Origin of the sequence: Parapedobacter sp. 2B3, from assembly GCF_041925275.1 — a bacterium.
Classification (GTDB): domain Bacteria; phylum Bacteroidota; class Bacteroidia; order Sphingobacteriales; family Sphingobacteriaceae; genus Parapedobacter; species Parapedobacter pyrenivorans_A.
Genome location: NZ_JBHEUZ010000021.1, coordinates 25617 through 37255, shown reverse-complemented (window position 1 = coordinate 37255; position 11639 = coordinate 25617). Strand labels below are relative to the sequence as shown.

The 11639-nt window shown below is 51.4% G+C and carries 13 protein-coding genes; 10 read left to right on the top strand and 3 right to left on the bottom strand.

Annotation, left to right across the window (positions count from 1 at the left end):
- The first annotated feature begins 17 nt into the window (after positions 1-17).
- Both ACEVG1_RS18545 and ACEVG1_RS18540 read left to right on the top strand, forming a co-directional pair.
- Entirely contained in the window at positions 18-1370 is a 1353-nt protein-coding gene (locus tag ACEVG1_RS18545) for a RagB/SusD family nutrient uptake outer membrane protein (RefSeq protein ID WP_374745220.1), read from the top strand.
- Positions 1371-1374: 4 nt separating this feature from the next.
- Positions 1375-2700 (top strand): TlpA family protein disulfide reductase, encoded by a 1326-nt coding sequence (locus ACEVG1_RS18540; protein WP_374745219.1) that lies wholly within the window; start codon positions 1375-1377, stop codon positions 2698-2700.
- A 63-nt stretch (positions 2701-2763) separates the two neighbouring features.
- Here the strand turns inward: ACEVG1_RS18540 and ACEVG1_RS18535 are convergent, their stop codons facing one another.
- Both ACEVG1_RS18535 and ACEVG1_RS18530 read right to left on the bottom strand, forming a co-directional pair.
- Positions 2764-2997 carry a hypothetical protein gene (locus ACEVG1_RS18535; RefSeq protein ID WP_374745218.1) on the bottom strand — a complete coding sequence of 78 codons (234 nt, stop codon included), beginning with the start codon at positions 2995-2997 and terminating at the stop codon, positions 2764-2766.
- Positions 2998-3349: 352 nt separating this feature from the next.
- Positions 3350-4291, bottom strand: a complete 942-nt coding sequence (locus tag ACEVG1_RS18530; RefSeq protein ID WP_374745217.1) for a helix-turn-helix transcriptional regulator — start codon at positions 4289-4291, stop codon at positions 3350-3352.
- Positions 4292-4598: 307 nt separating this feature from the next.
- Here ACEVG1_RS18530 and ACEVG1_RS18525 point away from each other — a divergent pair, with 307 nt between their 5' ends.
- The 4 genes from ACEVG1_RS18525 (at position 4599) to ACEVG1_RS18510 (ending at position 7692) form a co-directional block, all read left to right on the top strand.
- Positions 4599-4769 (top strand): hypothetical protein, encoded by a 171-nt coding sequence (locus ACEVG1_RS18525; RefSeq protein WP_374745216.1) that lies wholly within the window; start codon positions 4599-4601, stop codon positions 4767-4769.
- A gap of 114 nt (positions 4770-4883) precedes the next feature.
- Positions 4884-5738, top strand: a complete 855-nt coding sequence (locus ACEVG1_RS18520; protein ID WP_374745215.1) for a hypothetical protein — start codon at positions 4884-4886, stop codon at positions 5736-5738.
- 59 nt (positions 5739-5797) lie between these two features.
- Complete coding sequence (locus tag ACEVG1_RS18515) at positions 5798-6898, top strand: sensor histidine kinase (RefSeq protein WP_374745214.1); 1101 nt, start codon at positions 5798-5800, stop codon at positions 6896-6898.
- Between the two features lie 35 nt (positions 6899-6933).
- Positions 6934-7692, top strand: coding sequence for a LytR/AlgR family response regulator transcription factor (locus ACEVG1_RS18510; protein WP_374745213.1), 759 nt, complete (start codon positions 6934-6936; stop codon positions 7690-7692).
- Here ACEVG1_RS18510 and ACEVG1_RS18505 read toward each other — a convergent pair.
- Positions 7676-7924 carry a hypothetical protein gene (locus ACEVG1_RS18505; RefSeq protein ID WP_374745212.1) on the bottom strand — a complete coding sequence of 83 codons (249 nt, stop codon included), beginning with the start codon at positions 7922-7924 and terminating at the stop codon, positions 7676-7678. The two genes, ACEVG1_RS18510 and ACEVG1_RS18505, sit on opposite strands and share 17 nt — an antisense overlap.
- Positions 7925-8431: 507 nt before the next feature.
- On the opposite strand from ACEVG1_RS18505, the gene ACEVG1_RS18500 reads away from it, so the two are divergent.
- From ACEVG1_RS18500 to ACEVG1_RS18485, 4 genes are all read left to right on the top strand, one after another.
- Positions 8432-8782, top strand: a complete 351-nt coding sequence (locus ACEVG1_RS18500; protein ID WP_374745211.1) for a helix-turn-helix domain-containing protein — start codon at positions 8432-8434, stop codon at positions 8780-8782.
- A 193-nt stretch (positions 8783-8975) separates the two neighbouring features.
- Positions 8976-10295: an ATP-binding protein gene (locus ACEVG1_RS18495; protein WP_374745210.1), complete on the top strand. Its 1320-nt coding sequence runs from the start codon at positions 8976-8978 to the stop codon at positions 10293-10295.
- Between the two features lie 164 nt (positions 10296-10459).
- Entirely contained in the window at positions 10460-10885 is a 426-nt protein-coding gene (locus ACEVG1_RS18490) for a hypothetical protein (RefSeq protein WP_374745209.1), read from the top strand.
- A 38-nt stretch (positions 10886-10923) separates the two neighbouring features.
- Complete coding sequence (locus ACEVG1_RS18485) at positions 10924-11550, top strand: CHAP domain-containing protein (protein ID WP_374745208.1); 627 nt, start codon at positions 10924-10926, stop codon at positions 11548-11550.
- Positions 11551-11639 lie beyond the last annotated feature (89 nt).

The following is an 11639-nucleotide window of genomic DNA, read 5'->3' as shown; positions in this document are numbered from 1 at the left end:
CGCTAAATGAACCAACAATGAAAACTAACATCGTTATTGCCGTTTTAACGGCGGGCCTGCTGTTCTTTTCGGCATGTGAAAATTTCTTGGCCAAGAAGCCGAAAAGCGATCTTGTGACCCCAGAGAGCATAGACGATTGCCAGTTGCTGCTTGACGACTATTCCACGATGAACACAGGATATCCCAGTGATGGGCAAGCCTCTTCGGATGATTATTACCTGTCGGAAGCGTCTTGGCAGTCGTTATCGGAAAATGCAAGATCAACCTATACCTGGAATCCGTTGGGCGATCATGACCTGCCCCAATGGTATTACCCCTATCGGGTTGTTTACAATGCGAACCTCGCATTGCAAACACTGGCAAAGATAAAGCCGCTACCTAGTGAAGTGTATCGATATAACCATGCCAGGGGTGGGGCACTCTTTTTCCGGTCATATGCGTTTTATTTGACCGCCGAAATCTTCTCCCTGCCTTACCAGCCATCGGGCGATAATTCCGCACCGGCCATTCCGCTGAGGCTGACGCCCAATGTGAACGAGGCATCGGTTCGTGCAACGGTCCAGCAAACTTACGATAGGATCGTTGGCGATCTGTTGGAAGCTGCTGAACTTCTGCCGGAGAAGACCACGGTCGCATCCAGACCCGGCAAACCCGCCGCTTATGCGGCATTGGCTCGCGTATTTCTGTCTATGGGTAGATTTGAAAAGGCGTTGGAAATGGCAGACAAAAGCCTAAGCGTTTATTCCGAGTTGCTGGATTACAGGAATGTAGATGCCAATGCTGCTATTCCCTTCAATCGGTTCAACGAAGAAGTGTTGTTTCAAGCGACTAGCACCATGGGTGTGCAATTCGGTTCGAACCGGGCGCTGATAGGCGAAGATCTGCTTTCGCGCTATGAGGCCGGGGATTTGCGATCCACATTGTTCTTCAACCGGAATAGCGACGGCACATACGTTTTCCGGGGTAATTATGACGGCGGCAGCGGACAGCCTTTCTTTATTGGAATAACGACACCGGAGGTGTACTTGATACGGGCGGAATGCCATGCCAGGCTTGGCCATGTGGCTGCCGCTACGGAAGATTTGGAAACGCTGCTGAACAAACGGTATGCAACCGATGTCCAACTGGGCTTAACGGATCGTGAAGAAGTGCTTAAACGCGTACTTGAGGAGAGACGTAAGGAACTGGTGTTCCGCGGCACACGCTGGTCGGACCTGCGGCGATTGAATCGGGAGGAAGCCCATAAGTTGACCCTTCGAAGGACGGTAGGCAATCAGGAGTATATGCTATCTCCGGATGACGCCAGGTATGCGTTGCGTATACCGTTGGAAGTCATAGAACATTCATCTTTGGCACAAAATAAACGATAGGGATATGGTTAGGTTAATATGGATTATGTTATTACTGGCAGGGGGTACACCCGTATGTTTCGGCCAGCTTACAGCGCACCGGGTGCAATTGGGGCAAAAGGTGCCGGATTATGTGGTGTCAAATATCCTGAATAACGGAGTACCCAATGTAGGGAACGTAAACCTCAACAACGATCAATTGCTTATCCTCGATTTCTGGGACACGGCCTGTGCGGCGTGTATCAAAGCAATGCCGAAAATGGAGGCGTTGCAAAATCAGTTTGCCGGATCGGTTAGGGTATTGGCGGTAACGCACGAAAGCCGGAGCAAGATTGAGAAATTTTGGAAAGCCAATTCTTTCCTGAGTAAAATCCGTATCCCTACGGTGGTGGAGGACAGCGTACTGTCTCGACTGTTTCCATATGTTGCACGGCCGCATCTGGTCTGGATCCGGAACGGTATTTTTGTCGCCCAAACAAATGGTGACTACGCAACTGGCGAGTATATAGAGGAAGTTTTGCGGGGAGGTCGATTGGATTGGGCGATGAAGAATGAAATACCGGACTTCGACTATTCGCAACCGTTGGTATTTGCGCGGACCCACGCCGGGGATACGCCTGATTTCAAAGAATATGATGTGTTACTGGGCCATCAAAGCGGTGTGCGCGGGCATTTGGGTATTTATCGCGATACGGTATCCGGTACAATACGGGGAGTTGTGTTAAATATGCCAATTGCCCATGTATATTTTCAGCTACTGAGAAAATCAATGGGTTGGGATGCCTTCTCCTCGCTGAAGAGGCCGGCAACCTTCATCACACCGAATCAACTGATGGATTGTGACGATATCCCATATCACCATCTTTTTTATGATCGGCAAGTGGATAGGAACAAGCCTGAATGGGATAGGGACAATGAAATCTCATTTGAAACCATGTTTGTGGATTCGGGCCAGACCGACAGTGCCGTCTATCGCCGAATGCTGTCTGAACTGGATCGGCGATTGGGGTTCGGTATCCGTTTCGAAAGGAAGCGTATCAAGTGCCTCGTATTGCGCGACTATGCGGACGGAGGATATGGGGGCACTCAATTCGACATGTGTGGCGTTGGCGATACCGCGGCATTTAGTGGGCCAATAACTAACCTCATTTATGAACTGAATCAATGCAGGTTGGTTCCACCTGTTTTCAATGAAAGTGACCGGCTATCCGGCCAATCCAACGTTGAACTCGTGCTGGCACCGGATAGCGATATTGCAAGTATCAATAGGCAATTGGAACGCTATAAGGTGCAATTTGTGTTGGCGGAAAGAGAGGTGGATATGATGGTTGTGGTAAAACCAACCTCCTAAAATAAGAAAGGGCACCGGCAGCTGATAACCAGCCCGTAGGTGCCCTTTCTTAACCAATGAACGTCAGTCGCGTGTTCCGATTAGCAGCACATTGGTGTCGGGAGCACCCTGAGCGATCGCATCCAACATTTCATCCTTCAATGCCTGTGTGAGCACGGGATGTCCAGTGGTATCATCTTCTGCAAAAATAGCGCAGAGCAAATCATCTCCCCCGCAGGATGGCGTACCGGTTTGCTCGGTATAGCTCGCTGGATTGGTGGCCGGGCCACTATTGTATTTGAACCATTTGTCAGCCATGGTATTGGGAGCTTTTATACATCAAAAAGCAACAAAAACTTTAAGTAAATAAAAAGTAACAATGCGTTAGTCGGTCACCGGCTGACCAAGCCGCGGATGCCCCGGTATCTGGTACGGAAGCACCCGAAATATTACCCCACGGCCCTACGCCGGAATAGGGCAAATCGACGATTACCAATGGATATGTGATAGATCGGCCTACTGGCCGGTCTGCGTAGCGTTTTAGTGAAGAAGTTTATATGAGTCATATTGTTAACCATCAACTTGCACTTGCAAAAATACCCGCTATCGAACGTTGCTGTTGGTAGATATCCGCTAGATCGGTGGTAAATATCCGCACGGGCGCGGCGCATCATCCATTCCTTACTTCGCTCGGCGCCACGCCAAAGTATTTCCGGAATAGTTTATTGAACGCCTGCACGTCTGAAAACCCCAGTTGGTACGCTACCGACGATACGCTTGCTCCTTCTTCGCTGAGCAGTCGGTAAGCGGTATCCAGCCGCTGCCGCATGAGGTAAGCCTGCAGGGGCTGCCCATAATGCTTCTTGTGTGCGCGGCTGAGGCGATCGGCCGTTACCCCGAAATGGTCGGCGATTTCCGCTACCGTGAGCGGATTACCGTCTAACCGCAAGCTGTCTTTAATATGGTTCCGTGCCGAGCGGGCCAATTCGAGCGTCTCCGAACTTGCTTCGCGTTCCTCATAGAGTTGCCGGGTAACGTGGGTGATCCGCGCAATGGGCCAATAGATTTCGGCATCCATCAGCATCCCTTCCTTAACGGAAAGGTGGGCCAGTGTAAGCAGGTGCCCGCGGATAGCTGGGATAATGGGTGCCGGAAAGGGCTGCCTGAGATACCCCAATGCGCCGCGGGCATACCGGCGGGTCCACCCCCAATCCAATACGAATGCAAATAGCAGGTGCCGGCCCGGTTGCACGATTACCACATAGTTGCCCGACCCGGAAAGCACACGGATATGCTCATCGGCCGTGAGCTGCAATGCCTTTCGCCCGCCCTGGTCGTGGATGGCGAATGCACCCTGCAACGGGTAAAGCCAGCGCAGGTCGCGCCGTAGGCATTCCAGCCCAAACCGGAGTGGCCGTTTGGTGAATACCTCAACGAGATAGACATAGGCGTGGCGGGCATCGTAGGTCTGCAAACTTACCCACCAACCATCACCCTGCCAACCTCGCTTATGCGAATAGGGTACGTTGTGGCTGGTGCCGGCCGGGAGCCGGGCCGAGGCGATAGCTCGCGGATGGTGATCGGAAAGGTATATGCGCAAAGAAGGTAACATGGTAATACGCTCGGCCGATTGGCTGCTCAAACAGGTCAAAACTAACGCCTTAAAAGCGCCTATCCTTGTGAAATCGACGGAATAACCGTCCCTTCCGATGAAGCTGCCGAACCGGCCGTTGAACGCTAAGCCGTACGAATAGCGGGCTCGAACACCCGATAGGTCGATTCCATCGAAATTCGTTGGAATACCATCCTACCTGTTGCAAGTTTGAGAAGTCGACATCGCGTTTTCAACCGTGGGCCCACGGTTGCAGGGGATTCCGAAAACCTGGAAAAGAGTAGGATGGTTCATAAACAATGTTCAAATGAAAACGAATATGCCCGACCAAGAGGTCAACGGAAAGCAAGGGTTTTTTGCAAAGCCGTTCTATCACAAGGAACAGCAGGATGGCGTGCAGCGCATCGTGCCGTTTCCGCCGTTCCCCGATAAGTGCCCCTTCCTGGCTTGGGGTCCGCCAGACCTAATCGGTACCTGATGATGCCAAGGGCGCCCTCAGGTTTTCCGTCGGCGTTATCGGCAGGCTTGCAGGGCGCCCTTTTTAACCCGTGTGTGAGGCCAGGTTTTATAACAATCGAAAAATATATCCAATATGAACAACTATATACAAACCCGTAAGATGATCCACGACGAAGTCGAGCAACTACCCATCATTGATTCCGTTCAATGGCACTATAAATTTTCGGCATTCAGCGCCAGCCTACGGTGGCTCATGCCCTATATCCCCCAAGAACAGCACGAGGCGCTGTTCCGCCAGACCTTGCTCAACCAGCGGCTGGCCAATCTAGACGAATATTATTTCAACGAGTTATCCATACAGCTGCAAGCTGACAACGCCGTAGACCTTGCGGGCCTTACCAGCCGGCCATCCATCGTGTGTACCTACCACCTGGGCTCGTATCGGCTGCTGCCGCATTGGCTGATGGCCCGGGGTGTTTCTATCTGCACGTTGCTGGCCACCGACGTACTGGAGGCACAGGGTGAGGGTATGCTAGCCCTGGCGGCAAATACCTGCCTGCGCAATGGCGCCACGTGCACCTTGATAGATGCCCAGCGCCCCAAGGCCGGCCTGCAGATGCGGACCGCCCTGCGCCAAGGCAAAACGATCGTTGCTTACCTGGATGGCAATACGGGCACATTGCCGAATAATAGGAGCACAAATGCCATCACCATCCCGTTCCTCCACGGCGAAATGCGCGTGCGTACCGGTTTAGCGACCTTGGCAAACATTGCGCGGGTACCGTTGTATAGCATGGTTAGCGAGCCCGTAGTGGGTAGGGAAGCAACCATCCGGTGCTTGCAAGTCATCGCCCCACCCAAGGGAAAGGAACGGCCAATTTTTGCGTATACGGCAACGGACGAGCTGTATGGCGATCTGCAAAGTGTGGTGAAACGACACCCGTGGTGGTGGGATGGCTGGCTGTCTGTGCACGAACAGTTATACTAGCGATGTTTGCATACTTAGGCGATAATTCGTATTATCCGGCGAAAAAACAGCTACTCTTTATGCCGTCAATACAATGGTCGCGATCTAGCGCGACAGCTAAAGACCATATTAAGCCATGGATAGCGTATTATGTTTTTGCGCTGGTTTTCAACGAAATTGGTCCTTACCCTGTCAATTTGCTGGGTTATAGCGCATACTTTCTCCTGGTAATTGGTTGCTTCTATCTATTGGTGTGGCTGCTGTACAAATACAAGGCTCCCACCGAGACGCTGCGGCTGGCCAGCATTGTTATATTCATTTTCTTTGTGGCTAGTGCAGCGGCTTGCGGCCTGATATACGGCCTGTTGCCCCGGGCCGATATCTATTTATACAACCCCGACGTGCCATTCCATTTCGGTGCGCTGGTACAGAATGCTTGCCGTAATTACCTGCCGCTGTTGGTAGCTGCCATAGCCTACCACCAAAGCCGGATGAAAGCGATAAAAAACGGGCAGTTGCTGGCGGCGCAACGTAAGCACGCGGAGACCGTGGAAGAGCAATTACGGCTGGAGCGTGCGCAGCGCAAAATACTCGAAGAGAACCTCTCCATGCAGAGCTCCTTGATCACCAACCAACGGGGCTCACACTGGCTACATAGCATATTCAACCACGTGAAGGCCAGCTTAGTGCACAACGATTATGCTTCACGGATCGTAAGCGCCTACATCAGCTCGCTTCGCTATTTATACGAACACGGCGGAAGCAAAACGGTGATGGTGCTGCTGGACGTAGAAATAGATTTCATCCGCAAAATGCTCTTCCTCAATAAGGTGGCCATACCCGATGCCACGGACGTGGTGCTCACCGTTGGCCGCCATCTGGTAGCCCGCGAAATACCGCAATTGCTATTTGCCACGTTGGTTGAGAATGCCCTCCGCTATGCAGACCAGCACGACCCCGACCAGCCTATACGCATGGAAATCTACAGCGATCCGGAATGTCTCCGTTTCAATTGTTGGAACAAGAAAAAGGATCCATCGCTGCGCCCGGTGGAATCAAGCTCCGTAGGGCTGGCAAACATCCAGCGGCAGCTGGACCTGAATTTCCCAGACCGCCATGCACTGGACATCGATGATAAACCCACTTACTTCGATATAGAAGTGCGCATATACTACCGATAAGAATAAATGAACACTACCAAAAAAACCGTATGATGATGGAGACGATAAGATGTACGATTGTAGACAACGATCCGGATTCCATTGAACTCATCAAGGCCATGATTCCGAAAATACCCGGCCTGGCCGTAGAAGCCGAGTTTACCGACGCCCTGCGGGGCCGTGACTACTTGATCGAACAGGGTACCGACCTGCTTTTTCTAGACATAGACATGCCCGGCCTGAAGGGCACCGAATTGCTCAGGCTCCTCGATAGACCGCCCGTTACGGTCTTGTGCACGGGTTTTGCTGATTTCGCCTTGGAAGCGCATGAATTGCACGTGGCAGATTACCTTCTGAAGCCGATTCCGTTTGACCGCTTCTGCAAAGCGGTGGCATATGCAAAGAAGCAACTCGGCAGGCCGGATTTTCAGCAACCCGAAGTGATGGAAGACAATGTGGCCATAAAAGTGGCCGAAGGTAATTTTTCTTTCTTGCCCACGGCCGATATCAACTACCTCTCGGCACAGGGTGACGACACGTTCATTTCCCTGGCACCGGGGAGTTTGCGTGGGGAGTTTCTCGATGATAGCAAAACAGAGAAATTCATCCTGGCGAAAGCAGGGCTGGGTAGGATAGCCCAGAACCTGCCACCCAAGCATTTTTTCCAAACCCACCGGAGCTATATAGTAGCCATCAACCGGGTGGCAAAAGTGGATAAAACCGCGGAGCTTATCACGCTTTCCATCCCCGATGGGAAGACCGTCAGTATAACCCACGCAAAGAAAAAGGAATTACTGGCTATGCTTGGCTGGTAATCTGCAGCAGGTAAAGCCGTTGGTGCCGTTCCAGAAAACCGATGAGTGCCCGGTAACATTCGGTTGAAAAACCGGGCATGGCCAGTAGTTCCTGCAGGGAATGGTCGAGCAATTCCCGCAGCGTACGGAACCCATGGGATTCCGCGAATCGCTTTAACGGATCAGCAATCCCCTGTTCTTTAATCGGGTTATCCAGTAGCTGCCGGGTAGGTATGAATTCAGGTATGTTCATAAAAATACGCGGGGCTTGTCAGCTCTCGCTATCCAGGGTTACGACGCCCTAACACAGAAGAAACTGAGGCCCGCGCGTAGCACGGACGATCAGTCTGTCTTCCTCTGTGTTGTTCAATGTCGTAATTTGGATAACGGGATAAACAGATGCCGCCTTATATGTTCAGTATCCTATAGCAATATCAACAGTCATTTAATTAATCAATTATCAATACAATCCAAACAAAGGTACATCAAATTCCCCTATGGAACCGTCATGATTTTCAAAATCAGACAGCGAAACGATTAAACGGCTTCAGCCATCTTGAATGCCGTTGAAGTTAAACACAAATGAAACCGAGCTCTCATCAGCCGATAAAGAAAAATAATTAGATGAAAAATCATGACAGCTTCATCACCGAAGAAAAGCAAATTTAACTAGATGAAACCGAGATGTAAATAATATTGACACACAGGGCAATCATTGTTTACATCGAGCTCTCATCAGCCGATAAAGAAAAATAATTAGATGAAAAAAGACATCTCCCTAATCCGTGAAACGCTCATGGATATACACCGCCTGATGGAAGAGTTGGTTGCACTTCAATCGGCCGATAGGCAGTGTTGCCGGGCGGTTACCATGCCCTTACCGCAGGTAGACCCCCACGGGCCCGAACCGGATGAAAAACTATACAACCGCAAAGAAGCGGCAGAACTTTTACTGGTAGACCCGCGCACGGTAACCCGCTACCGCGCAAGCGGCAAACTCAGGTTTGTTTATAACGACGACAACCAGATACGCTACCGCGAATCGGACCTCGAAGATTGCTATTACTGGAAATGGGGCAAACGGCCACCGGCCTGTACACCCGATGCCTGACTGCTGCGGGACTGCTGCGTTTAGCGGAGCACGATCCCGGCCCTTTGCTGGCGGTCCGCTGGCAGTGCACCGCACCGATACAGCAAAGTGACCGCACCGAAAGCGCCGGCATTAACAGGTGATGACGTGCTATTTTCACACAATAACTAGGAATTATGTGAAAAAAATCACATTTTTGGCACTTATTACAGGAATGAAAATACAACGCAACATCCAGCAGCAGCTGGCCGCATGGAAAAATGATCCGAATCGGAAGCCGCTCGTATTGCAAGGCGCCAGGCAGGTTGGTAAAACGTGGTTGTTAAAACAATTGGGCAAAAGCGAATTTGAAGACGTAGCCTATTTTAATTTCGAGGAACAACCTGAGCTCAAGCAATTTTTCGAAAATACAAAAGACGTTCAGCGAATTGTGCAAAACCTTTCGTTGGTGCACGGTAGAAGCATTGTGCCACAAAGAACGTTGTTGATTTTTGATGAAATACAGGAATGCAACGATGCATTGAATACACTTAAATACTTCTGCGAAAACGCCCCTGAATATGCGATTGCGAGCGCCGGGTCGCTATTAGGCGTAGCGATGTCTAGGGGGCAGTCATTCCCTGTAGGTAAGGTGACCTTTCTCCAAGTCAATCCCATTAGCTTTGCCGAATTCCTGTCAATAGATAGCCCACAGCTATTCGATTACCTGGATGGTATCGAGAAACTGGAACCATTGCCCGATATTTTCTTTAATCCGCTCGTAGATAAACTTAAAACCTATTTTATATCCGGAGGCATGCCCGAGGCCGTAGCCACATTGGTAGCAACGGGCGATGTACAGGCCACACAGCAGGTATTGCAGGATATATTGAACGCGTATGTGCTCGACTTTTCCAAACACGCAGACAACAAGGATATACCGAAAATCCAATATATCTGGTCTTCCATCCCATCGCAATTGGCCCGTGATAATAAAAAGTTCCTGTACCAAACGGTTCGTGAAGGCGCGAGGGCAAGAGACTATGAAGATGCGTTGCTTTGGCTTTCGCATGCCGGGCTTATCCACCGCGTGTTTCGGAGCAACAAACCGGGTTTGCCTTTGTCGGCTTATGACGATTTATCCGCATTTAAAACATACCTCCTGGATGTCGGGCTACTGCGTCGGCTCTCCTTGTTGGACCCCATTGCCGTAAAGGAGGGTAATCGGCTATTTACTGAATTCAAAGGGGCGCTGACCGAAAATTTTGTGCTGCAGCATCTGGTAGCTTGTTTTGAAGGCACACCTCGGTATTGGACATCAGGGAATCAAGCTGAGGTCGATTTTCTGTTGCAGGTGAAAAATGATATCGTTCCCATTGAAGTGAAGGCAGAAGAAAACGTGAGGGGCCGAAGTCTCACGATCTACAACCAGCATTATGCCCCACCCGTACGACTTCGATACTCCTTAAGAAACCTGAAAATGGACAACGGCATGTTAAACATTCCCTTGTTCATGGTGGGGCATACCGAGAAATTGCTCAACCTGTGCCCCTAATCGCTCTTTTTTGCCGGTAACCTAGACCTTCCGATAGGGACATTCCTGTCTCCCCAACTGCCGTTTGGTGACAATCCACCGCCCATCGCGTGACAACGAGGTGACACGCCTATTTTGTTGCTTTCCAGATCGCTACGTTTGCCCAAAACGAAAGGAGTACAACAATGGAAACAACATTGCACCATCGGTGGCGGAGCCTGGAGAAGCCCGCCATCTCCCTGAAAAATCCGTATGGCACCCGCTGGCTATGGCCATTATGGCGCCAGTTGCAGATGGCGGTGGCCTCGTTTGGCCTGCTCGCGCTGTTCTTGCACTGCGATCCGCTGCTGCGCTGGTTTGACCCCACCGCGGCGGTGGTGGATGCCGGCGCGCTCAGTCTCGTGCTACTGGCCGTGGTGGCCTTGGGCACCTTCCTCACCGTATCGCGCTGGCTGTTGGGCCTCCTTTGGCCCGTGATGCGCAACTACCAACGCAACCATTTTTCAAACAATTTCAAATCCTTACACCCATGGCAAAAGATCACCTTTTACCTCGTTATCTTCTTCGGGCTGCTGTATGCGTTTGTGTGCTGCTTGGCTTCGGTGTTTTAGGGGCGGGCTATGGAACGCGGATAACGCGGATAGGGCCGATGGACACGGATTTTTTAATTGTTGAAAGCCTGCAAGGCTACCCTGCAAATCGCCGGATTGACATCGTTAATCAGCGCTTGTCTGTCGAATCAGTGTCATCAGCGTTCCATCATTTACGTGAAATCTACATGGCCGAGATCGGGGTGCGTGAAGCCACGGGCAACAATGACGGCAGCCGGGTAGGGGAGTACCTCCGCTACTGCGGGCTGGACGAAGGTTACGCCTGGTGTGCCGCCTTTGTGAGCTGGTGCCATGGGCAGGCGGGCTACCCCGAACCGCGCAATGCATGGGCGGCCGCACTGTTCCCCGCCAGCCGAACCGTCTGGCGCAACGGCGACCCGTTACAAGCAAGCGGGTACCCATCGGCTGCGCACGCGACCCCACGCACAGGCGATGTATTCGGCATCTACTACACCAACCTCAAACGCATTGCCCACGTGGGCTTCGTGGATGGCTGGGACGATGCGTGGTGCATCACCGTAGAGGGCAACACCGGTCCGGATGGCGCTATCATGATAGACGGTGACCCTGCAAATCCCATCCGCGCCGGCCCCACCCGCGAAGGGGTTTACCGCAAGCGACGGCCGGTAACGACCATCCATGCCGTTGCCCGGTGGGCCAAATAAGCCTGCGAATAAGTGGATTAGTGAAATTGCAAGGAGTAGGCAGGCAAAAAGCAAACCGCAAAAAGCGGAAAGCAAATAGCAAAAAAGCA

Bases quoted from the DNA above. Each gene is read 5' to 3' on its own strand.
- ACEVG1_RS18540 (WP_374745219.1), top strand. From the start codon at position 1,375: ATGGTTAGGTTAATATGGATTATGTTATTACTGGCAGGGGGTACACCC.
- ACEVG1_RS18510 (WP_374745213.1), top strand. From the start codon at position 6,934: ATGGAGACGATAAGATGTACGATTGTAGACAACGATCCGGATTCCATT.
- ACEVG1_RS18515 (WP_374745214.1), top strand. From the start codon at position 5,798: ATGCCGTCAATACAATGGTCGCGATCTAGCGCGACAGCTAAAGACCAT.
- ACEVG1_RS18545 (WP_374745220.1), top strand. From the start codon at position 18: ATGAAAACTAACATCGTTATTGCCGTTTTAACGGCGGGCCTGCTGTTC.
- ACEVG1_RS18535 (WP_374745218.1), bottom strand. From the start codon at position 2,997: ATGGCTGACAAATGGTTCAAATACAATAGTGGCCCGGCCACCAATCCA.
- ACEVG1_RS18525 (WP_374745216.1), top strand. From the start codon at position 4,599: ATGAAAACGAATATGCCCGACCAAGAGGTCAACGGAAAGCAAGGGTTT.
- ACEVG1_RS18505 (WP_374745212.1), bottom strand. From the start codon at position 7,924: ATGAACATACCTGAATTCATACCTACCCGGCAGCTACTGGATAACCCG.
- ACEVG1_RS18495 (WP_374745210.1), top strand. From the start codon at position 8,976: ATGAAAATACAACGCAACATCCAGCAGCAGCTGGCCGCATGGAAAAAT.
- ACEVG1_RS18490 (WP_374745209.1), top strand. From the start codon at position 10,460: ATGGAAACAACATTGCACCATCGGTGGCGGAGCCTGGAGAAGCCCGCC.
- ACEVG1_RS18500 (WP_374745211.1), top strand. From the start codon at position 8,432: ATGAAAAAAGACATCTCCCTAATCCGTGAAACGCTCATGGATATACAC.
- ACEVG1_RS18485 (WP_374745208.1), top strand. From the start codon at position 10,924: ATGGACACGGATTTTTTAATTGTTGAAAGCCTGCAAGGCTACCCTGCA.
- ACEVG1_RS18530 (WP_374745217.1), bottom strand. From the start codon at position 4,291: ATGTTACCTTCTTTGCGCATATACCTTTCCGATCACCATCCGCGAGCT.
- ACEVG1_RS18520 (WP_374745215.1), top strand. From the start codon at position 4,884: ATGAACAACTATATACAAACCCGTAAGATGATCCACGACGAAGTCGAG.